20 protein-coding genes and 1 riboswitch are annotated in these 20,179 nt (G+C 69.3%); of the genes, 10 read left to right on the top strand and 10 right to left on the bottom strand.

Annotation, left to right across the window (positions count from 1 at the left end):
* Window positions 1-226 precede the first annotated feature (226 nt).
* Together E4V01_RS16615 and carA are read right to left on the bottom strand one after the other, a co-directional pair.
* Complete coding sequence (locus tag E4V01_RS16615; protein ID WP_060768409.1) at window positions 227-601, bottom strand: hypothetical protein; 375 nt, start codon at window positions 599-601, stop codon at window positions 227-229.
* A gap of 139 nt (window positions 602-740) precedes the next feature.
* Entirely contained in the window at window positions 741-1,991 is a 1,251-nt protein-coding gene (gene carA, locus E4V01_RS16610; RefSeq protein ID WP_060768408.1) for a glutamine-hydrolyzing carbamoyl-phosphate synthase small subunit, read from the bottom strand.
* A gap of 190 nt (window positions 1,992-2,181) precedes the next feature.
* Between carA and E4V01_RS16605 the strand changes: the two genes are divergently transcribed.
* Window positions 2,182-2,640, top strand: coding sequence for a GatB/YqeY domain-containing protein (locus E4V01_RS16605; RefSeq protein ID WP_060768407.1), 459 nt, complete (start codon window positions 2,182-2,184; stop codon window positions 2,638-2,640).
* A 198-nt stretch (window positions 2,641-2,838) separates the two neighbouring features.
* Here E4V01_RS16605 and E4V01_RS16600 read toward each other — a convergent pair whose 3' ends face one another.
* Window positions 2,839-4,005, bottom strand: coding sequence for an L-dopachrome tautomerase-related protein (locus E4V01_RS16600; protein WP_135299111.1), 1,167 nt, complete (start codon window positions 4,003-4,005; stop codon window positions 2,839-2,841).
* Window positions 4,002-4,988 (bottom strand): SMP-30/gluconolactonase/LRE family protein, encoded by a 987-nt coding sequence (locus E4V01_RS16595; protein WP_135299110.1) that lies wholly within the window; start codon window positions 4,986-4,988, stop codon window positions 4,002-4,004. The genes E4V01_RS16600 and E4V01_RS16595 overlap by 4 nt, the downstream gene beginning before the upstream one ends.
* A 216-nt stretch (window positions 4,989-5,204) precedes the next feature.
* Here E4V01_RS16595 and dnaG point away from each other — a divergent pair, with 216 nt between their 5' ends.
* The gene (gene dnaG, locus E4V01_RS16590; protein WP_135299109.1) at window positions 5,205-7,121 is read left to right on the top strand and encodes a DNA primase; all 1,917 of its coding nucleotides are present in this window, start codon (window positions 5,205-5,207) and stop codon (window positions 7,119-7,121) included.
* A gap of 201 nt (window positions 7,122-7,322) precedes the next feature.
* Window positions 7,323-9,326, top strand: coding sequence for an RNA polymerase sigma factor RpoD (gene rpoD / locus E4V01_RS16585; protein ID WP_135299108.1), 2,004 nt, complete (start codon window positions 7,323-7,325; stop codon window positions 9,324-9,326).
* Between the two features lie 45 nt (window positions 9,327-9,371).
* On the opposite strand, the gene E4V01_RS16580 is transcribed toward rpoD, so the two are convergent.
* The 3 genes from E4V01_RS16580 to E4V01_RS16570 form a co-directional block, all read right to left on the bottom strand.
* A complete protein-coding gene (locus E4V01_RS16580) occupies window positions 9,372-10,715 on the bottom strand; it encodes an MFS transporter (protein WP_135299107.1) in 1,344 nt (447 codons plus the stop codon).
* Window positions 10,716-10,723: 8 nt separating this feature from the next.
* The gene (locus E4V01_RS16575) at window positions 10,724-11,728 is read right to left on the bottom strand and encodes a helix-turn-helix domain-containing protein (protein ID WP_135299106.1); all 1,005 of its coding nucleotides are present in this window, start codon (window positions 11,726-11,728) and stop codon (window positions 10,724-10,726) included.
* A gap of 293 nt (window positions 11,729-12,021) precedes the next feature.
* Window positions 12,022-12,390 carry a hypothetical protein gene (locus tag E4V01_RS16570; RefSeq protein WP_135299105.1) on the bottom strand — a complete coding sequence of 123 codons (369 nt, stop codon included), beginning with the start codon at window positions 12,388-12,390 and terminating at the stop codon, window positions 12,022-12,024.
* Between the two features lie 298 nt (window positions 12,391-12,688).
* On the opposite strand from E4V01_RS16570, the gene E4V01_RS16565 reads away from it, so the two are divergent.
* From E4V01_RS16565 to E4V01_RS16545, 5 genes are all read left to right on the top strand, one after another.
* Window positions 12,689-13,963 (top strand): adenylate/guanylate cyclase domain-containing protein, encoded by a 1,275-nt coding sequence (locus E4V01_RS16565; RefSeq protein WP_135299104.1) that lies wholly within the window; start codon window positions 12,689-12,691, stop codon window positions 13,961-13,963.
* A gap of 122 nt (window positions 13,964-14,085) precedes the next feature.
* A riboswitch (TPP riboswitch) is annotated at window positions 14,086-14,208 on the top strand.
* A 78-nt stretch (window positions 14,209-14,286) separates the two neighbouring features.
* Window positions 14,287-15,507 (top strand): glycine oxidase ThiO, encoded by a 1,221-nt coding sequence (gene thiO / locus E4V01_RS16560; RefSeq protein ID WP_135299103.1) that lies wholly within the window; start codon window positions 14,287-14,289, stop codon window positions 15,505-15,507.
* Entirely contained in the window at window positions 15,504-15,716 is a 213-nt protein-coding gene (gene thiS / locus E4V01_RS16555; protein ID WP_060768398.1) for a sulfur carrier protein ThiS, read from the top strand. The genes thiO and thiS overlap by 4 nt, the downstream gene beginning before the upstream one ends.
* 2 nt (window positions 15,717-15,718) lie before the next feature.
* Window positions 15,719-16,528: a thiazole synthase gene (locus E4V01_RS16550; RefSeq protein ID WP_135299102.1), complete on the top strand. Its 810-nt coding sequence runs from the start codon at window positions 15,719-15,721 to the stop codon at window positions 16,526-16,528.
* A gap of 6 nt (window positions 16,529-16,534) precedes the next feature.
* Window positions 16,535-17,152, top strand: coding sequence for a thiamine phosphate synthase (locus tag E4V01_RS16545; protein WP_135299101.1), 618 nt, complete (start codon window positions 16,535-16,537; stop codon window positions 17,150-17,152).
* Here E4V01_RS16545 and E4V01_RS26695 read toward each other — a convergent pair.
* Complete coding sequence (locus E4V01_RS26695) at window positions 17,145-17,405, bottom strand: heme-binding protein (protein ID WP_210234753.1); 261 nt, start codon at window positions 17,403-17,405, stop codon at window positions 17,145-17,147. The genes E4V01_RS16545 and E4V01_RS26695 overlap by 8 nt on opposite strands.
* 340 nt (window positions 17,406-17,745) lie before the next feature.
* Here E4V01_RS26695 and E4V01_RS16535 point away from each other — a divergent pair, with 340 nt between their 5' ends.
* Window positions 17,746-18,540: an inositol monophosphatase family protein gene (locus E4V01_RS16535; RefSeq protein WP_060768395.1), complete on the top strand. Its 795-nt coding sequence runs from the start codon at window positions 17,746-17,748 to the stop codon at window positions 18,538-18,540.
* 73 nt (window positions 18,541-18,613) lie between these two features.
* Window positions 18,614-19,159 carry an adenine phosphoribosyltransferase gene (locus E4V01_RS16530; RefSeq protein ID WP_060768394.1) on the top strand — a complete coding sequence of 182 codons (546 nt, stop codon included), beginning with the start codon at window positions 18,614-18,616 and terminating at the stop codon, window positions 19,157-19,159.
* A 73-nt stretch (window positions 19,160-19,232) separates the two neighbouring features.
* On the opposite strand, the gene purQ is transcribed toward E4V01_RS16530, so the two are convergent.
* On the bottom strand, window positions 19,233-19,913 hold the full coding sequence (gene purQ, locus E4V01_RS16525) for a phosphoribosylformylglycinamidine synthase subunit PurQ (protein WP_012252364.1): 681 nt from the start codon (window positions 19,911-19,913) through the stop codon (window positions 19,233-19,235).
* Window positions 19,913-20,152: a phosphoribosylformylglycinamidine synthase subunit PurS gene (purS, locus tag E4V01_RS16520; RefSeq protein ID WP_060768392.1), complete on the bottom strand. Its 240-nt coding sequence runs from the start codon at window positions 20,150-20,152 to the stop codon at window positions 19,913-19,915. Before purS ends, purQ begins: the two co-directional genes overlap by 1 nt.
* Window positions 20,153-20,179 lie beyond the last annotated feature (27 nt).

Genomic DNA, 20,179 nt, shown 5'->3' with positions numbered 1-20,179 from the left:
GCACTCCGGATACGCTAAAGCCGTATTCGACCTGATCGCATCGGTCCGACGTCTCTCAAGCATCGTCCTGGATACCTGATCCAGGACGATGCTTGAGGCTCTTGTTTCCGCATCATCTTTTTTCCGAAAGCCGGCAGCCACCTTTCGGACGATGCTCCAAGTCTTTGTTTAGACGCGCATTCTTGCGCCGAACCGGCATCCGCTTCTTCGGAAAGCGCTCCAGGGTTCAGAGCCCGGCGCCGATGACGGCGACGGCGCGGTCGATCGACAGGTAGAACACGCCGAAGGCCACCATCGCCGCGGCGGCGAATTCGAGGGTCTGGTTCGGCAGGGTCTGGAACCGGCGCATGGTCTCGCGGCCGAAATAGGCGGAGGCCCAGGCCAGGGTCAGGACGGCCGGCATCACGAACAGGTAGGACAGCGTGCTCTCGATCCGCATCGGATCGGACGGGTCGATCAGTGCGCGGATGTTGCGCACCCACGGCGCGGAAGCCGCCGCGTAGAGCGTCGTCAGCCAGGCCAGCCCGACCGCCACGCCGAGGTGGAAGGTGAACAGGCGATGCAGGCGCGAGAAGTCGTCGCGCGCGTCGTCGAGCGTCATGCGGCAAGCCCCCAAACGTTCCGGCCGCTGATTCTTGTGCGATCCGGCCATGGGCCAGGAGATGGGGGGCAAGGTGGAGTTTTTTGTGACACGGGGACGGCGGCCTTAGGGCCGCCGTCCCATGGGCCGTTCTTCCGCCTCAGGCGGCCGTCTCGGGCCGGTTCTCGCGCATCAGCTTCACGAAGCGTTCGAACAGATAGTGGCTGTCACGCGGGCCCGGAGAGGCCTCCGGGTGGTGCTGTACCGAGAAGGCGGGGCGGTCGGTGAGCGAGAGACCGCAATTCGAGCCGTCGAACAGCGAGACGTGCGTCTCGACCGCGGTCTCGGGCAGGCTCGTGGGATCGACCGCGAAGCCGTGGTTCATCGAGACGATCTCGACCTTGCCGGTGGTGTGGTCCTTCACCGGGTGGTTCGCGCCGTGATGGCCCTGGCCCATCTTCACCGTGCGCCCGCCCAGCGCGAGGCCCATGAGTTGGTGGCCGAGGCAGATGCCGAAGGTCGGCACCCGCTCGTCGAGCAGCTTGCGAATGACCGGCACGGCGTATTCGCCGGTCGCGGCCGGGTCGCCGGGGCCGTTGGAGAGGAACACGCCGTCCGGCTTCAGCGCCATGATGTCCTCGGCCGTGGTCGTGGCCGGCACCACGGTCACGTCGCAGCCAGCCTCGGCCAGCAGACGCAGGATGTTGCGCTTCACGCCGTAATCGATGGCCACGACCTTGAGGCCCTGGCCCTGCGCCCGCGAGCCGTAGCCGCCCTTCACCGCCCAGACGGTCTCGGTCCAGGCCGTGGTCTCGCGGGAGGTCACCGGCGGCACGAGGTCGAGACCTTCCATCGGCGCGAGCGCCGCCGCGCGGGCCTTCAGCGCCTCGCGGTCGAATCTTCCGTCCGGGTCGTTGGCGATGACGGCGTTGGGCATGCCGCGGTCGCGGATCAGCGCGGTCAGCGCCCGCGTGTCGATCCCGGTGATGCCGACGATGCCGCGGGCCTTGAGCCAGCCGTCGAGATGCGAGGACGAGCGCCAGTTCGAGGGCTTGGTGACGGCCGAGGCGATCACCGCGCCGCGCACGCCGGAGGCCGGGGCCGCCTCGAGGCTTTCCAGATCCTCGTCGTTGGTGCCGACATTGCCGATATGCGGGAAGGTGAAGGTGACGATCTGCCCGGCATAGGACGGGTCGGTCAGGATCTCCTGATAGCCCGTCATCGCCGTGTTGAAGCAGACCTCGCCGTCGGCGGCGCCGGTCTGGCCGATGCCGAAGCCTTCGAGCACGGTGCCGTCGGCCAGAACGAGCAGGGCCGTCACCAGCGGCTCGCTCCAGGGCTCGGGCGCCTTGGGTTCCGGGTTCGTGCGCGCGGGATCGGCGCGCAGGGTCGCGGGTTCGTCTTGCAGCATGGGTCCGATCCGGCTTATGTCCGCCGCCTCGCGCGGCCGCTCATTCGGGCCGCGGGGCAAGGCGATATCTCGCGGGGCTCATAGCGAGCCGGCCGCGCCTGGGTCAATCTGGGCGCGGAATCAGTCGTGCGCAATGCCCTGGACGTAATCGGACGTCCGCATCGAAACAGCCGACGGGAGTCATAGCATCATGCTGCGCGAGCGCATCACCGCCGAAATGAAAGCGGCCATGAAGGCCGGCGAGAAGCAGAAGCTCTCGACCGTGCGCATGATTCAGGCGGCGCTCAAGGACCGCGACATCGCCGCGCGCGGCGAGGGCAAGGGTGAGACGGGCGAGGACGAAATCCTCGCGCTCCTCCAGAAGATGATCAAGCAGCGCCAGGAGGCGGCGGGCGTCTACGAGCAGGGCGGCCGGCCCGAACTCGCCGAGAGCGAGCGCGCCGAGGCCGAGATCATCCAGACCTTCCTGCCCCAGCAACTGGACGAGGCCGAGACGCGCGCGGCCATCGCCGACGCCATCGCCGAGACCGGTGCCGAGAGCCCGAAGGACATGGGCAAGGTGATCGCCGCGCTGAAGGGCAAGTATACCGGCCGCATGGATTTCGGCCGCGCGAGCGCGCTGGTGAAGGACGCGCTGGCGGGCAAGTGATGTTTCGCCTTGAAGAGCGTGGCTCTTCAAGGCGGCGCGACCCAACGCGCCTTCTCACCCTGAGGCGCCCGCATCAGCGGGCTTTGAAGAGTCTTCCAGAAGGGTCTTCCGGAGGGCGCGCGGGATCCTGGAGGATTCCTCGAGGCTGCTTTGCAGCACCTCAGGATGAGGTCGTGGAGGGGAGACCTGTCTCTCCCGTCACGCCGGCCCGGCATCGATCCGCATGCGGAAGATCGCGTAGGGCGGCTCCTGCCGGTCGATGCCGCCATTATGCTCCGGGCGGCGGTTGGCCTGGGCGGACGACAGGTAGAGCCAGCCGTCCGCCGTGATCCAGAACGTGTCCGGCCAGATCAGGCGCGGATCGGTGGCGATGACCTCGACCCGCCCGTCCCGATCGCGCCGGCCGATGCCGTTGAACTCCTGCAGGCTGAGATAAATCCGGTCGCGCGAATCGGTGGCGAGCCCGCCGGTCAGGCCCTTTTCGCCGAGATCCGTCACCGTTTCCGCGACCGCCGCGTCGTTCTTTCCCGCATCGAGCAGGGCGGCGGTCTCGACCGCGTAGAGGCGCCGGCTCATCAGGGGCGTGTAGTACAGCCGTGCGCCATCCGGGCTCAGCGCGATGCCGTTGGCGCCGCCCTTGATCGGGCTCGTCGTGCCGTCGGCCTCGCGTTTCAGCAGCACGCGGCCCTCGACGATCTTGAGGATGCCGGGCACCGATTGCGTGCTGGCGTGGTCGGCGAGCCGCCGCACAGCACGGCCGCTCGCGAGATCGACGGCGATCAGCGCGCCCGCGCCGGTCTGGCCCTGATCGGTGATGTAGGCCGCCTCGCGACCCGGCCTCACATCGACCCGCAGATCGTTGAGCGAGGAGGTCTCCGTCACGACCGATTGCAGCGGGATCGTGCGCACGATCCCGTTGGTCGCCGGATCGATGCAGACGAGCTTGGCCGCCCCCGGCACCGGCTCCCCCGACGAGGCCATCAGCCCGGCATCGAGCAGCCAGAGGCGGTTCCTTGCATCGAACACGCCATTGGGGACGTGGAACAGCGTCTCGGCCGGGCGCGCCGGATCGGGCCGGTTCGCCGCCTCGCTCGGATAGGGCACGACCCGCCCGTCCGGAAACACCTCGCCCGCGGTGAACACCGTCGTCTCGTCGAAGCGGGGCATGAACAGGAACATCCGGCCGTCTGCGGACAGCGTCAGCCCGGTCGGCGTCGTCGGCGCCTGCGCGGCGACGACGCGTTCGAGGGCGCCGACCGGCGCGGTGGCCGCTTCAGCCTGGGCCGGCCGCGTTGCCATCGTGCGCGCGGCGGCCAACGTTGCGGTGCCGGCGAGCAGCGTGCGTCGCGCGAGGCGGACCGTCATGGGCGGCTCCCTTGTGAGGCGATTGCGGCACCGCGCACCTTGGTCTCGATGGCGAGCACACGCTTCCCGGCGCAGAGGAGCAGCCGCCGTCCGTCCGGCCCGCCGAAGGCGATGTTGGCGCACGGGCCCTCGGTCGGGATGTGCCCGACCGGGCGTCCGTCGGCCGACCAGATCCGCACGCCGTCACCCGTGCCGGCATAGACCCGTCCGTCGGTATCGACCTTCACGCCGTCCGGCACGCCCTTCGAAACGGTGGCGAAGACGCGCTCGTTCGCGAGTTGCCCGTCCGCGACGTCGAAGGCGCGGATCTCACCGGCCGCTCCGTCTCGGGTGCCCGATTCGCAGATGTAGAGAACGCGCTCGTCGGGCGAGAAGGCGAGCCCGTTGGGCTGTACGAACCGATCCGTGGCGACGGCGAGCGACCCGTCGGGCGCGAGGCGGAAGACGAAGCGGCCCTTTTGTTCGGACGGGCGCGGCTTGCCCTCCTCGGGCTGATCGATGCCGTAAGTGGGATCGCTGAACCAGATCGCGCCGTCGCGGGCCACGACGACGTCATTGGGCGAGTTGAGGCGCCCGCCATCGTAACGGTCGGCCAGCACGGTGATGCTGCCGTCGGTCTCCCGTCGCACGACCCGCGAGGTGCGGTGCTCGCAGGTGACGAGGCGACCCTCGGCATCGACGGCGTTGCCGTTGGAATTGTTGGAGGGCTCGCGAAACACCTCGGCGCCGCCGCCCTCGCGGATCAGCATCATCCGGTTGCGGCGCACGTCGCTGACGATCAGGCCGCCGAGGGACGGGACCCAGACCGGCCCCTCGCACCACGCGCCCTCGTCATACAGCGTTTCCGCCTTGGAAGAGGGATCGAGCACCGCCGAGAGGTCGTCGGCGGCCCGCGCCCTGGACGCGAGCGCGCCGAGCAGGGCGAGGCCGAGGAGCGGGCGGCGGGCGATGCCGCGGCGGGGGGGCGAGGGCAATTCCGTCATCGGGCCGGCAACGCATCGCCCCGGCGAAAGCTCCGCGGGACGTCTCATATCGAGGGACCTGGCAACCGCCCGTCACCCCGCCGCCGCGGGGATGTCCGGCGATGACTCGTCGTCATCTCCGAACGGCATTAACAGTCGGTCAGGCCCGCCGCGCTAGACTGCCCGCCGCAAGGCCGGTCCTCGACGTCCACGCGATCCGCTTCCAGCAGAGTCACCGTGCGCTACCCGCCCCACATCCTCGAAGAGATCCGCGCCCGCGTGCCCACCTCCGAGGTGGTCGGCCGGCGCGTGCGGCTGAAGAAGGCCGGCCGCGAGTGGCGCGGCCTGTCGCCGTTCAATTCGGAGAAGACGCCCTCCTTCTACGTGAACGACCAGAAGCAGTTCTACCACTGCTTCTCCTCCGGCAAGCACGGCGACATCTTCAAGTTCGTCATGGAAACGGAAGGCCTGAGCTTTCCCGAGGCGGTCGAGCGGCTGGCCGGCGAGGCCGGCGTCACCCTGCCGAAAATGACGGTGGAGAACGAGCAGGCCGAGGAGCGGCGCAAGGGCGCGCTCGAAGTCATGGAACTGGCCGCCGCCTATTTCGAGGAGCAGTTGCGTGGGCCGGCGGGCGGGGAGGCGCGAGCCTATCTCGACCGCCGGGCCCTGGGCGAGGCAACGCGGAAGACGTTCCGGCTCGGCTATTCCCTGCCCGGCCGCTACGCCCTGCGCGATTTCCTCGCGGGCAAGGGCGTCGATCGCGACCTGATGCTGGAACTCGGGCTGCTCACGGCGCCCGAGGGGGTGAACGTCCCCTACGACAAGTTCCGCGACCGGATCATGTTTCCGATCCTCGACATCCGCGGCCGGGTCGTCGCCTTCGGCGGTCGGGCGATGCAGGCCGAGGCCAAGGCGAAGTACATGAACTCGCCGGAGACGCCGCTCTTCCACAAGGGGCGGATGCTCTACAACCTCCACGCCGCCCGCAAGGCCGCGCACGACCGCAGCCGCATCGTCGCGGTCGAGGGCTACGTCGACGTCATCGCCATGACCCTGGCCGGCTACCCCGAGACGGTGGCGCCGCTCGGCACCGCGCTCACCGAGGATCAGCTCGCCCTGCTCTGGCGGCACGCCGACGAGCCGATCCTCTGCTTCGACGGCGACGGGGCGGGCCAGCGCGCCGCCTTCCGCGCCCTCGACGTGGCCCTGCCGATGCTGGAACCCGGCAGATCCCTGCGCATCGCGATGCTGCCGCAGGGGCAGGATCCGGACGACCTGATGCGCTCCGGCGGTCCCCTGGCGATCGAAGCGGTGCTCTCGGCGGCGCGTCCCCTCGTCGAGATGCTGTGGGCGCGCGAGGCCGAGGCGGCGACCCTCGAGACGCCGGAGCGTCGCGCCGGGCTCGCGCGGACCCTGCGGGAGGCGGTGGCCGGCATTCGCGACGAGACCGTGCGCCGCTTCTATCGCGACGACATCGAGGGGCGGCTGCGGGGCTTGTCCGGCGGGTTCTCCGGCGGACGCTCCGAGCGCCCGGCCGGCGGACGTCCGGCGAGCCCGCGCGGCGCCCCGTTCCAGCGCCGGCCGCGCCCCGGCGATCCGCCGCCGTCGCCCCGCATCACCACCGGCTTCAACCCGTTGCTGAAGACGGCGGCTCCCATGCCGGCGGCGGGCGGGCGGGCGGCCAAGCGCGAGGCGATGATCGTCATGAGCCTGCTCGCGCATCCGGAACTGCTCGGAATCGAGGAGGAAGCGCTCGCGGCCCTCGAATTGGTCAACCCGGATGCCCGCGCGCTTCGCACCCTCCTGCTCGACCGGGCGGCGGAGGCCGGCACCCCGGAGGCCGAGTTGATGGAGGCGCGGCTGCGTCGCGCGGGGCTCGAAGAGGCACATGCCCGGCTGCTCGCCCTGGTCAGTTCCGGCGACCGCTGGATGCTCGATCCGAACGCCGATCCGCAGCGTCTCGAACAGACTCTGCATCAGGCCGTGATCTTGCACCGGCAGACGGGAGCGCTACATAGCGAACTTCACCAAGCTGAGAGAGCTCTTGCCGAGGACGGATCCGAGGCCAATTTCGCGTGGCTCTGCGACGTGCAGCAGCAATTGGCCGTGATCGCTGCGGCCGAAGCGGAAGCGGAGGTCTCTCATGAGGAATGAATTCGCGCCGGCGTGACCGTAGGGTGACGGCGGCGGGGGGCCGACTTGGATAACGGTCGGTCAACGCACGGCAAGTTAGAGCGGATGCAACGAGAATCGGCGCGGGCACTCGACAAGCGCGCCATTCCACGACATTGCGACGGGTCTTTCGCGGAGCGCGGGCTCAGCCTGCGGCGCCGCCACGAGAACAATAGGCTGAGCATGGCAACGAAGGCAACCGAGCGGGACGATGCGGACGCCGCCCAGGATCAACCGACGGACGGCCCGCTCCTTGACCTGACGGATGCCGCCGTCAAGCGGATGGTCAAGCTCGCGAAGAAGCGCGGCTACGTCACCTACGAAGAGATCAACGAGGTCCTCCCGGACGGTCAGGTCGATGGCGACCAGATCGAGGATGTGCTCGCGCAGCTCGACGACATGGGCATCCGCGTGGTCGAGGCGGAGGAATCCGAGGAGACCGCGCCCGAGGCCAAGGCCAACGGCGAGGCCTCCGAGGAGGAGGAGAGCACGGAGGGCGGAGAGGTCGCCGAGACCTCCGGCGGCACCCGCACCGTCGCGGTGGCGGCCCCCACCACCCGCGAGCCGACCGACCGCACGGACGATCCGGTGCGGATGTACCTGCGCGAGATGGGCTCGGTGGAGCTGCTGTCGCGTGAGGGCGAGATCGCGATTGCCAAGCGCATCGAGGCTGGCCGCGAGGCGATGATCGCGGGTCTCTGCGAGAGCCCGCTGACCTTCCAGGCCATCATCATCTGGCGCGACGAACTCGTCGACGGCAAGGTGCTGCTGCGCGACATCATCGATCTCGAAGCCACCTATGCCGGCCCCGATGCCCGCGGCGCGCCGCAGGAGGCCGTGAGCGAGAACGAGGAGACGGAGGAGGCCGAAGGCGCCGTCCCGCCGGAAGGCGGCGACGACGAGGACGACATGGAGAACAACGTGTCGCTCGCGGCCATGGAGGCCGAGATCAAGCCGCGGGTTCTCGAAACCTTCGACAACATCGCCTCGAACTACCGCAAGCTGCGCAAGCTCCAGAACGAAGAGACGGAGCTGAAGACGGGCGGCGGTACGGTTACGGCCGCGCAGACCAAGAAGCAGGCCGAGCTGAAGGACATCGTCGTCACCGACGTGAAGTCGCTCTCGCTCAACGCCAACCGCATCGAGGCGCTGGTCGAGCAGCTCTACGACATCAACAAGCGCCTCATTTCGCATGAGGGCCGCCTGATGCGCGCCGCCGAGCACCACGGCGTCGCCCGCGACGAATTCCTGCGCCACTACCAGGGTTACGAACTCGATCCGAACTGGATGGACCGCGTCGCCACCCTCGGCGGCCGGGGCTGGAAGAACTTCGTCGAGCGCGGCGGCCGTCAGGTCGCGGACCTGCGCGAGCAGATCCTGACGCTCGCCTCCGAGACCGGCCTGCAGATCGGCGAGTACCGCAAGATCGTCGCGATGGTGCAGAAGGGCGAGCGCGAGGCCCGCCAGGCGAAGAAGGAGATGATCGAGGCCAACCTGCGCCTCGTGATCTCGATCGCCAAGAAGTACACCAACCGCGGCCTGCAGTTCCTGGACCTGATCCAGGAGGGCAATATCGGCCTGATGAAGGCGGTCGATAAGTTCGAGTACCGCCGCGGCTACAAGTTCTCGACCTACGCCACGTGGTGGATCCGGCAGGCGATCACCCGCTCGATCGCCGATCAGGCGCGCACGATCCGCATTCCGGTGCACATGATCGAGACGATCAACAAGATCGTCCGGACCTCGCGCCAGATGCTGCACGAGATCGGCCGCGAGCCGACTCCGGAGGAGCTGGCCGAGAAGCTGGCCATGCCGCTGGAGAAAGTGCGCAAGGTCCTGAAGATCGCCAAGGAGCCGATCTCCCTCGAAACGCCGATCGGCGACGAGGAGGATTCGCATCTCGGCGACTTCATCGAGGACAAGAACGTCGTCCTGCCGATCGACGCGGCGATCCAGTCGAACCTGCGCGAGACCACGACCCGTGTCCTCGCCTCGCTGACGCCGCGCGAGGAGCGCGTGCTGCGCATGCGCTTCGGCATCGGCATGAACACCGACCACACTCTCGAAGAGGTGGGTCAGCAGTTCTCGGTGACCCGCGAGCGCATCCGCCAGATCGAGGCGAAGGCCCTGCGCAAGCTCAAGCATCCGAGCCGGTCGCGGAAGCTCCGAAGCTTCCTGGACAACTGATCCAGACCCCAAAACCGGCCGCCCTTCGGGGCGGCCGTTCTCGTTTCAGGCTGGGTGTCGACGCGCCGGGCGCCACGCGCGGCGGGCGAGCAGAGCGGCCAGGGTTCCCGCTGCGCCGACGGGCGCGTAGACGGCCAGGAGGGCGAGCCCCAGGCCGGCCTCCCCGAACAGGTGGTCGCTGAGAAGGCCGACCAGAAGCGGCCCGAGACCGAATCCCGCCAGATTGACCGTTGCGAGGAAGAGGGCGTTGACTCGGCCGCGCAGCCGTTGCGGGGTCAGAATCTGGATGCCGGCCAGTCCGGGTGGACCGGTAAAGCCGAGCAACGCGACGAGTCCGGCGAACCCGAGAAGCGAGAGGGGCAGTTCGGGGCTCAAACTCGCGAGCGCCGTCATCGGCACGGCCAGGATCAGCCCCAGCGCCAGAAGCTGCGGCGCGGCATCCGCACGCCCGGCGCCGCGCAGCCGGTCCAGCACCAGCCCGCCCGCGAAATGGCCGAGCGGTGCGGCAATCAGCACGAGGAGTCCGAGGCGCAGGCCGCTCTCTGCCGGGGTAAGGCCGAAGGAGCGGACATAGAAGGTCGGCGCCCAGGCGATGAGGGTCTGCGTCATGAGGACCGCGGCCGTCGCGGCGGCAACGTGCGGCAGGTACGCCTTCCGTCGCCGCCCGATCCAGGCCAGGGCGCTGCCAAGCGATACGCCGTGCAGCCCGTGCGACGCCTGTGGCGAAGCGGCGGCCCGCGGGGGCGGCCGGATGCGCAGGACGAGGATCACGAGGACGAGGTTCGGCAGTGCCGCGAGGACGAGCAGGGCCTGCCAAGGGGGGAGCGGCTCAAGGCCGGGAAGGGTGAGTCCGCCCCGTGCCGTCAGCCACGCCAGCACGGCCCCGCCCGCGAGCAGGGCGAAGCTGCGGCCGAGCGTGGCTCCGGCGGTGAGCGCCGAGATGCCCCGGCCGAGGCGATCCCGGCGCAGATGCCGGGTCATCAGCGAGAGGGCGGCCGGGCCGAACCCCGCCTGACCCACGCCGAGCGCGACGCGCGCCACGAGAAGCGCGCCGAAGCCGCTCGCGAGGCCGCTGGCGAAGGTCGCCGCACTCCATAAGAAGAGCCCTGCCAGGAGAAGGCCGCGCTGGCGACCGCGATCGGCCACGATACCGAGCAGCGGAAGGGCGAGCGCGTAGGGGAGGGCGAAGGCCGAACCTTGAAGCAGGCCAAGTTGGGTATCGCTCAGGGCCAGTGCCTGCTTGAGCGGGGTTGCGACCAGCGTCAGGAGAAACCGGTCGCTGAAGGCCGCGAACTGGATCATCGCCAGCAAGGCGACCAACGGCCAGCCCGCGAGGCCGGCTCGGGCAACGACTGTGCCCGGCTGCGGGTTCGCGGAAGGGGATGACATTCGTGGGTTCAGGCGAGGGCGCGCGACCACGCGGACATCAGGCTGGCGGCACTTTCGCCGGGCAGTGGCTGGCCGAGGGTGCCCGCGCGCGGGTGGCGCATCTCGGCGCGATAGCGGCCCGGCGGCAAGCCGAATGTGCCGCGGAAGGCGCGGCTGCAATGACTCTCGCTGGCAAAGCCGTGATCGAAGGTGAGGGTGGTGATCGAGCGGGCCTCGACCGGATTGCGGAGCGCCGAGCTCAACCGTTCGAGGCGACGGGTCAGGATGTGGTAGGCGACGCCGCCCGTCGGCTCGAACAGGCGATAGAGCGCACTGCGCGACAACCCCGCCCCCCTTGCGACCATCGATACGTCGAGTGAGGGGTCGCTCAGCCGCGCTTCGATGAAGGCCTCCGCGCGCTGCCGCCGCAGATCGGCAATAAGGGCGCTCGAAGCCTCGTCGTCGAGCCTGACCTGCCCGAGGGCGCCGGCCAGCAACTCGGTCAGGGCACGGGCGGTACTCTCCGCGGTGCTCGGCTCGGTGGCGGCGGCCCGCCGCGCGAGAGATCCCATCAGGTCGCCGAGCAGGCCCGACACCGCTTCCGGCAAGATGTGTCCGTGATAGCGGCTCGCCTCGGGTGCTGCCGCCTCGACCAGTTTCCGGCTCAGGCTCACGGTGACGGTCGATGCCGATTCGACCCGCGTGCGCTGCGGGCGGCACATGTCGAACAGGATGACGTCGCCGGGTGCGAGCCGGCGTTCCGCGTCGATGGAACCGCCGAAATAGACGCCGTTGCGCAGGTACTGGATCACGAAGTGATCGAAGCCGTCGCGGCGCACGCGAGCCCCATCACGCCAATGCCTGACGCCGCTCAAAGTCCGCTCGAAGACGTTGATCGGGCCGAACCGATGCGCCTCTACGCGCGCGTGGAACGGCCCATCGGTCGCTGCGACGTCGGACCCGGCCGAGTAGAGCGCATGGTACCCCTCGAAGCCGTCCGCCTCGGATGTAAAGGTGAAGGATTGGTTCGACACGGGCCAGGGAGCGGGTAAGACTCTGAAAGTTCGAGCCCGCGCTGTTATCGGTATCGCTTCAAACAATCGCAAGCGCGCTATTGTGCAGAAAATACCACGCTCGCGATCTGTTGAGAGGCGTCCATCGATCGATGGCCACAGCGATTTACGACGAAGTTGTGCCCGGTTCGGCGAAGAAATCGCTTCGAAACAATGACCGAGAGACGCCGACCCGATGCAATCCGGTCGGATACGGCTCTACGTGCGGTGCTCTCCGCCGCTCTTTTCGCGCCGTAAGACGCCTCGGGTCGGGCCTACTCGACGACGAAGCGTGTCTCGCCGGCACTGCGGTTCCAGAACAGGGTCACGGTGCTGATATTGCACAGGTTGACGCCGCGAAACTCGGACTCGTCGCCGTCGTTGTAGACGACCTTGATGTCCCACTTGCAGGCGTTCGAGCCGCCGTTGAACGTGATGTCGGCCTTGTCGCCGTTGCCGATCGCGTCCTTGCCCATCACGTCTTCGCCCCAGTGCGACTGGTTGACGGGCCCGACATAGACCTCGTCGATCTGGTAGCCGGTGCGGTTGACGAGCGTGAAATCCTGCTTGCCTTGAGCCAGGGTGAGGCTCGGGGCGAGCGCCGCGGCGGCCAGAAGGGTGAGGCTGAAAGCCGTTCTCAACATGTCGGGTCGTCCTGGCGCCGATCGATCGGCGGGTCCGGCAGGCGTCCTCCTGCCACGCTTCCGCCTTAGCGCAGGGCTGCGCGCTTTACATTGCCGGCTTGCTTCGATCGCTTGATCCAGCGTCCCAATTACGGTCATGCTGGTCGGCCACGCCCGGCCTCCCGCGTCACGATACGGCCAAGCTGGTCCCTCGAGGCACGGAGCGTGCCCGGCGTTCGTCGTCCACTATGGGCCCAAAGCGCCGGTCGTGCCCCGCGCGAAGCCTTGCTTTGAGCACCCGAGAACCCACCTTCCCCAAATGCGCGACGCCGACGCCCCGAAACCAACACCGACGGCTCTCGCCGACGGATCGGAAGCCGAGGACGTCCCGTTCGGAGCGCTACAACGCTGCGTTGGCATCCGCGACTGGCTGCTCGGGGAGGGCGCCCGGTTGACCAAGGCCGAGGACCTGCTCGCGGGGCTCGCCGAGCGTCTCAATGCGATCGGCGTGCCGATCGACCGGGCCTCCACGGCCATCGATACCCTGCATTCCGAGTATTCGGGCGTCGGGCGCGTCTGGACCCGCGGTGCCGGCTCCACGGTACGCCTATTTCCCCACGGCGAGGTTTCCGCGAAGGCCTACCAAGCGAGCCCGTTCTCCACCGTGCACGAGTCCGGCGCGTGGCTGAGCCTCGACCTCGCGGAAACCGCCGAGGACGCCTACGCGATCATTCCGGAGTTGAAGGCCGACGGCTACACGCACTACCTCGTCGCGCCCCTGATCTTCACCAACGGCAACAAGAACGGCATCACCTTCGCCACGCGCGCGAAAGACGGTTTTCGCGATGAGGACATCGCGATCCTGCGCTTCGTCATGCCAGCGCTCGCCGCGGTGATGGAGATGCGCATCCTCAACAAACAGCTCGATACGGTGCTGCGCATCTATGTCGGCGACGAGCCGCATCGCGCGATCCTCTCGGGCGACATCCGGCGCGGGCAGGTGCGCCGCATCCGCTCGGCGATCCTGTTCGCGGACATGCGCGACTATACGCGCCTGTCCGCCGACCGGACGCCGGAGGGTGCGGTCGATCTCCTGAACGCGTTCTTCGACTGCCTCGTGCCGCCGATCGAGCGGGAGGGCGGCGAAGTGCTGAAATATCTCGGCGACGGGCTTCTCGCGATCTTCCGCGAGTCGGGTGACGATCTCGGCGGTGCGGCCAAGAGTGCGCTCACAGCGGCGGAGGCGGCGTTGGCGGCGCTTGCCGAGGCGAACGCAGTCGGGCGTTTCGGCCAGGGCGAGCGGGTGGTCGAAGCCGGCATCGCCCTGCATCACGGGGAGGCGGCCTACGGCAATGTCGGCTCCGGCACACGGCTCGACTTCACCGTGATCGGCCGCGACGTGAACCTCGCGAGCCGCTTGGCGCGGCTCAACCGCACGCTTCAGGAGCCGCTCCTGATGTCGAAGCCGTTCGTGGACTTCCTGTGGGGCGACCCGGAAGCGCTGGGAAGCCATGTCCTCGACGGGTTCGATGAGCCGATGGCCGTGTACCGCCCCGGCCGAAGACGGGCCGCGAAGGCCGCCGCGGCGGAATGAATCGTCCACGAGCGCGGCCCCCGCGTTCGGGCGCCTTCGCCATCCGGTGTGCCGCGTCAAATGATTTGCCCGCTTCGGGTCCCGGGAGGGATTGACCGCGCGCCTGCCGGGGGCCACATCCGATCTGTTCCAGGGAGATCCCCGACAAGGGGCTGAGAAACCGCTATCGCCGTCGCCGGCAGCGCGGAAATCCTTCGAACCTGATCCGGCTCATACCGGCGTAGGGATTGGACCTGATGGGGCGCTCGTTCGAGCGGACCCGCTTCTATCGAAGCATATGGTGCCAATTCCTGCGGGCAGACCCGTGGAAGGCACGTTTTTCGATGTCAGACCTGCTGACCTCCCCGATCGGCCAGCGCCGTAGCCTCGCGATGCGACCGCGCGCGGCGGAGGTGCCGCAGCGTGCCGACGTCGCCGTCGTGGGCGCGGGGCTGATCGGCCTGTCGATCGCGTGGCGGCTGGCGCAGGCCGGCCACGCGGTGGCCGTGGTGGAGCGCGGGAGCGTCGGCAGCGGTGCGAGCCTCGCCGCGACCGGCATGCTCGCGCCGGCCGCCGAGCACGAGCCGGGCTCCGATCTGCTGTTGCCGCTAGCGCTCGAATCCCTGCGCCGCTGGCCGGCTTTTCGCGACGCGCTTCAGGCGGCCTCGGGCCATGAGATCGATTACCGCGCGGACGGCACCCTCGTGATCGCCATCGGCCGCGACGAGGTGGAGCGCCTGCGCTTCCGCCACGACCTGCAGCGGCGCTCGGGCGTTTCCGCCGAGTGGCTGTCCGGCCCGGAGGTGCGCGCACGTGAGCCGCTGCTGCGCCCCAACGTCACCGCCGGCATCCTCTGCCCCCTCGACGCCCAGGTCGATCCCCGGCTCGTGATGGAAGCGCTGCTGCGCGCCTGCGAGGCGGCCGGCGTCGTCATCAGCGAGGGCGTCGCGGTCGAGGGGCTGGAGCGCCGGGGCGGGCGCGTCACCGGCCTGCACGCCGCCGGCCGCACGCTCGCCGCCGACACGGTGATCCTGGCCGCCGGCGCATGGAGCGGGGAGGCGAGCCTGCTTCCCGACGACCTCGCCGTGCCGGTCCGGCCGCTCAAGGGACAGTCGCTGGCCCTGCGCACGACCAGGCGCACCGGCACCCTCTCCCGCATGGTCTGGACCGACGCGGTGCACATGGCGCCGAAGGGCGACGGGCACCTCATCATCGGCGCCACGGTGGAGGATTGCGGCTTCACCAGCGGTGTCACCGCGGGCGGAATGTTCGCCTTGCTGGAGGGCGCGCGGCGGGTTCTGCCCGGTATCGAGGAGATGGAGATCGACGCGGTCTGGAGCGGCTTCCGCCCGACCTCGGACGACGACGCACCGATCATCGAGGAGGCCGCGCCCGGCCTCGTCGTCGCTACCGGCCATCACCGCAACGGCTACCTGCTCGCCCCCGCGACCGCCGACGCCGTGGCGACGCTCCTCACCGAGGGCGCGCTGCCGGACTTCGCCCGCGGCTTCGGACGGGCGCGCTTCTCATTATCGAATCAAACCGGAGGGAGGGCCGTGGCATGAGGCTGACCGTCAACGGAGAGACCTGCGAGCGCGAGGCGGCCGATCTCGCCGCCCTGTTCGCGACCGAAGCCGAAGAGCGGGGCATCGAGAGTTCCCAGGGAATCGCCATCGCCGTCAACGGCCGCGTCGTGCGCAAAAGCGTCTGGGCCGAAACGTCACTCAATGAGGGCGACCGGATCGAGATCGTCCGCGCCATGCAGGGAGGCTGACCATGAACCATCACGACACCACCCTCGCCCAGCCCGACGCCACCGGAGACGACGCGCTGGTGATCGCCGGCATCCGGCTCTCCTCGCGGCTGTTCATCGGCACGGCCGGCTATCCCAGCCAGGAGATCATGGCGCAGTCGGTGCGCGCCTCGGGCGCCGAGGTCGTCACCGCCTCGATCCGCCGGGTCTCGCTCCAGGGGCACGGCTCGGACACCTTTCAGAAGCTGAAGGGCGCCCGCTTCCTGCCCAACACCGCCGGCTGCGAAACGGCCCGCGACGCGATCATGACCGCTGAACTCGCCCGCGAGGCACTCGGCACGTCCTGGATCAAGGTCGAGGTGATCGGCGACCGCGAGACGCTCTATCCGGATGTCACCGAGTTGCTCGAAGCCTGCCGGCACCTCGTCGATGACGGCTTTACGGTGCTGCCCTATTGCAACGACGATCCCGTGATCTGCGAGCGGCTGGCCGATCTCGGCTGCGCCGCGGTGATGCCGATGGGCTCTCTGATCGGTTCGGGGATGGGCATCGCCAACCCGGCCAATATCGAGCTGATTTGCCGCCGGGCCAAGGTGCCGGTGATCGTCGATGCCGGCATCGGCACCGCCTCGGACGCGGTGATCGCGATGGAGCTGGGCGCCGCCGCCTGCCTCGTCAACACCGCCGTGGCGAAGGCCGACGACCCGGTGCGGATGGCCGGCGCCATGCGCAACGCGGTCGAGGCGGGCCGGCTCGCGCATCTGGCCGGGCGCATTCCGCGCCGCGGCCGAGCTGAGCCGTCGAGCCCGCAGCTCGGCCTCGTGGGCTCGTGAGGGCGGGTGACGCTCCCGCCGCTTCTGGTCGTCACCGACCGCCACGGGGCGACGCGACCGCTGACTGAGACCGTTCGGGCGGCGGTGGCGGGGGGCGCGCGCTTCGTCTGGCTGCGCGACCGCGATCTCGACCGCGACGCGCGGCGGGATCTCGCCCGCGACCTGATCGCGCTCCTGCACCCGGTCGGCGGACGGCTCGTCGTCGGCGGTGATGCGGGGCTGGCGGTCGAGATCGGGGCGCAAGGCGTGCACCTGCCGGGCTCCGCCGGGATCGACGGCATCCGCGCGGCGCGGACGGCACTCGGCGCCGCGGCGCTGATCGGGTTCTCGGCCCACTCGGTCGCGGAGATCGCGGCGATTGCGGCGGTGGGCGCCGACTACGCAACCCTCAGCCCGATTTTTCCCACCGCGAGCAAGCCCGGCTACGGCCCCACCCTCGGTCTCGCCTCCCTGCGCGCCGCGGCGGCCCATGGCCTGCCGGTCTTCGCGCTCGGCGGGATCGACGGGGACAACGCCCGCGCCTGCCGCGAGGCCGGGGCGGCGGGCGTCGCCGTGATGGGCGGCGTGATGCGCGGGTCCGATCCGCGCGACGCCACCGCCCGGTTCGTCGCCGCGCTCACTTGAGGGCGGCAGGGCGGCGATGCCAGCTTGGCAGAACCACCACGTCCCGATCGCCCGTGCCGCCTGAGCAGCCGATGGCACCGACGATCCGTCCCTCGACCACCCGAAGGAATCCGCCCGGCGAGGCCGCCCGCTCCGGATCCCGGGTGCCGTAATAGGCCGAACGTTGCGTAGGCGTTGAAGAACACCCGCGTCTCGCGTTGCGCTTGCCCGCCTCAACCTCAACCTCAGCCTCGGCCTCCGCCGCCGCGACCACGCGCCGGCGGCGTCGAGGCCGATCGGCGTGCCTCCGGCGGAGGGGTGCGGCTTCGGCTCGGGCGTCGGGGCGGCCGCACGCACGGTCACTGCGCTCAGCAGGCCGGCGGCGGCAAGGAATCCGGCGATCATCGGGCGGGTTCCTCCGGCGGTGAGCCACTGGCGGGCTCTTCCACGCGAAGGTTACACTCGACCTGTGTGCCTCTCCGGGGCCGGCGCCGGACCCTGCCGGATATCGCCCCTGCGCCGATCACCCCTGGCGCTGTGGCGTAAGGCGTATAGAAGCCCTGACAGAATTCTTTTCCAACAAGGCGCCCGGCCAGGGCTGCGAGCCGAACCGCATGATCAACTCTCCCCTCATGACCGTCATGGTCGATGCCGTTCGCAAGGCCGCCCGCGGGCTCAAGCGCGACTTCGGCGAGATCGAGAACCTCCAGGTCTCCCGCAAGGGCCCCGGCAATTTCGTCTCGGCCGCCGATCGGAAGGCGGAGGAGGTCCTGCGCGACGCGCTGATGAAGGCGCGGCCCGGTTACGGCCTCATCATGGAGGAGAGCGGGATCATCGAGGGCACCGACCGGAGCCACACCTGGCACGTCGATCCCCTCGACGGGACAACGAACTTCCTGCACGGCATCCCGCATTTCGCGATCTCGGTCGGGCTCGAGCGCGACGGCCAGATCGTTGCCGGCGTGATCTACGATCCGGCCAAGGACGAGTTGTTCATCGCCGAGCGCGGCAAGGGCGCCTTCCTCAACAATCGCCGCCTGCGCGTTTCCGGACGACAGGATTTCGCCGACGCGTTGGTCGCCTATGGCACGCCCTATCTCGGCCGCGGCAGCCATGGCCGGCTGCTCAAGGAGGTCGCCGCGGTGATGGCGGTCTCCGGCGGCACCCGCCGCCTCGGCTCGGCGGCGCTCGATCTCGCCTACGTCGCCTGTGGCCGGACCGACCTCTACTGGGAGCGCGACCTCCAGACCTGGGACATCGCGGCCGGCATCATCCTCGTACGCGAGGCCGGCGGCTTCGTCTCCAGCGCGGATGGCGGCGCCGAGCCGCTTGCGGCCCGCTCCGTGGCCTGCGGCAACGAGGTGCTGCACCGTGAGCTGATCGGCCTGCTGCGCAAGGCCGCCGCCTGACGGGCGGGGCTCCCTCGCTCCTCGCCACCGTTCCCATCGAACGCCCTGCATCGCCGTCAACCGAGCACCCCGCATGGAAGCCCGCCGCCACTCCGCTCTGAAGGACTCGGTCCGCTCGATTCCCGACTATCCGAAGCCGGGCATCATTTTTCGCGACATCACGACTCTGCTCAGCGATCCGCGCTCGTTCCGCCGGGCGGTCGATTCGCTGGTGCACCCTTACGCGGGGGGGCGGATCGATCAGGTCGCGGGCATCGAGGCGCGCGGCTTCATCCTCGGCGGCGCGGTGGCGCATCAGCTCTCCTCGGGCTTCGTGCCGATCCGCAAGAAGGGCAAGCTGCCCCACAAGACCGTCTCGACGGCCTACGCGCTGGAATACGGCACCGACGAGATCGAGATCCACGTCGATGCGATCAAGCCGGGCGATCGGGTGATCCTCGTCGACGACCTCATCGCCACCGGCGGCACGGCGACGGCGGCGGTGAACCTTCTGCGCCAGCTCGGTGCCGAGGTGATCGCCGCCTGCTTCGTGATCGATCTGCCGGAGATCGGCGGCGCCCAGCGCCTGCGGGATCTCGGCGTCACCGTGCGCACGCTGATGGAATTCGAGGGGCACTGAGCCCCTCAGGGCTCAGGGGTTTCCCCGGGCTGGCGATGTTCGTCATCGCCAACGTCAGCGCAGCGACCGGCCCTCAGGCTGCCAGGCTGTCGAACAGGCCTTTGCCGTCGGTGCCGCCGACGAGGCCGTCCACGAAGTTCTCGGGGTGGGGCATCATGCCGAGCACGTTGCGCTGCTCGGAGTAGATGCCGGCGATGGAATTGAGCGAGCCGTTGCGGTTCGCGTCCTCGGTCAGCGCACCGCTGGCGTCGCAATAGCGGAAGGCGATGCGGCCCTCGCCCTCGAGGCGGCCGATCGTCTCGGAATCGGCGAAGTAGTTGCCCTCGCCATGCGCCACGCAGACGTCGATCACCTGACCCTCTGTGTAGGCCGAGGTGAAACGCGTGTCGGCGCGCTCGACCCGCAGGAACTGCCGGTGGCAGATGAAGCGGCGGTTGACGTTGCGCATCAGCACGCCGGGCAGCAGGCCCGATTCGCACAGGATCTGGAAGCCGTTGCAGATGCCGAGCACGAGGCCGCCGCGGGCGGCGTGCGCGCGCACCGCATCCATGGCCGCTGCCCGGCCGGCGATCGCGCCGCAGCGCAGATAATCGCCGTAGGAGAACCCGCCGGGTACCACCGCGAGGTCGGTGCCGGCAGGCAGTTCGGTGTCGGCGTGCCACACGCTGACGACCTCCGCACCGGAGCGGCGGAGTGCGCGGGCCACGTCGCCGTCGCGATTCGAGCCCGGAAAGACGACGACGGCGGCGCGCATCAGGCGATCTCGACGGTGTAGTTCTCGACGACGGTGTTCGCGAGCAGCTTGTCGCAGGCGGCCTTCAGCGTCGCCTCGGCCTGTTCGCGGTTCTCCGAGGCGACCTCGAGGTCGAACACCTTGCCCTGGCGTACGCCGGAGACCTCATCGATCCCGAACGACTTCAGGGCTGCCTCGATCGCCTTCCCCTGCGGATCGAGAACGCCTGTCTTCAAGGTGACGACGATGCGGGCTTTCATGGCGGGCACTCGTTTGGGAAATCGGCG

Origin of the sequence: Methylorubrum sp. Q1 (assembly GCF_004683995.1) — a bacterium.
Lineage (GTDB): Bacteria > Pseudomonadota > Alphaproteobacteria > Rhizobiales > Beijerinckiaceae > Methylobacterium.
This window is presented reverse-complemented; position numbering and strand designations above follow the sequence as displayed.

What these genes read in the sequence shown, in the direction of transcription:
- E4V01_RS16535 (WP_060768395.1), top strand. Translation starts at nt 17,746, where the DNA reads ATGATCAACTCTCCCCTCATGACCGTCATGGTCGATGCCGTTCGCAAG.
- E4V01_RS16565 (WP_135299104.1), top strand. Translation starts at nt 12,689, where the DNA reads ATGCGCGACGCCGACGCCCCGAAACCAACACCGACGGCTCTCGCCGAC.
- E4V01_RS16615 (WP_060768409.1), bottom strand. Translation starts at nt 601, where the DNA reads ATGACGCTCGACGACGCGCGCGACGACTTCTCGCGCCTGCATCGCCTG.
- E4V01_RS16600 (WP_135299111.1), bottom strand. Translation starts at nt 4,005, where the DNA reads ATGACGGTCCGCCTCGCGCGACGCACGCTGCTCGCCGGCACCGCAACG.
- E4V01_RS16570 (WP_135299105.1), bottom strand. Translation starts at nt 12,390, where the DNA reads ATGTTGAGAACGGCTTTCAGCCTCACCCTTCTGGCCGCCGCGGCGCTC.
- E4V01_RS16580 (WP_135299107.1), bottom strand. Translation starts at nt 10,715, where the DNA reads ATGTCATCCCCTTCCGCGAACCCGCAGCCGGGCACAGTCGTTGCCCGA.
- E4V01_RS16550 (WP_135299102.1), top strand. Translation starts at nt 15,719, where the DNA reads ATGAACCATCACGACACCACCCTCGCCCAGCCCGACGCCACCGGAGAC.
- E4V01_RS16595 (WP_135299110.1), bottom strand. Translation starts at nt 4,988, where the DNA reads ATGACGGAATTGCCCTCGCCCCCCCGCCGCGGCATCGCCCGCCGCCCG.
- E4V01_RS16605 (WP_060768407.1), top strand. Translation starts at nt 2,182, where the DNA reads ATGCTGCGCGAGCGCATCACCGCCGAAATGAAAGCGGCCATGAAGGCC.
- purQ (WP_012252364.1), bottom strand. Translation starts at nt 19,913, where the DNA reads ATGCGCGCCGCCGTCGTCGTCTTTCCGGGCTCGAATCGCGACGGCGAC.
- rpoD (WP_135299108.1), top strand. Translation starts at nt 7,323, where the DNA reads ATGGCAACGAAGGCAACCGAGCGGGACGATGCGGACGCCGCCCAGGAT.
- carA (WP_060768408.1), bottom strand. Translation starts at nt 1,991, where the DNA reads ATGCTGCAAGACGAACCCGCGACCCTGCGCGCCGATCCCGCGCGCACG.
- thiO (WP_135299103.1), top strand. Translation starts at nt 14,287, where the DNA reads ATGTCAGACCTGCTGACCTCCCCGATCGGCCAGCGCCGTAGCCTCGCG.
- E4V01_RS16530 (WP_060768394.1), top strand. Translation starts at nt 18,614, where the DNA reads ATGGAAGCCCGCCGCCACTCCGCTCTGAAGGACTCGGTCCGCTCGATT.
- purS (WP_060768392.1), bottom strand. Translation starts at nt 20,152, where the DNA reads ATGAAAGCCCGCATCGTCGTCACCTTGAAGACAGGCGTTCTCGATCCG.
- thiS (WP_060768398.1), top strand. Translation starts at nt 15,504, where the DNA reads ATGAGGCTGACCGTCAACGGAGAGACCTGCGAGCGCGAGGCGGCCGAT.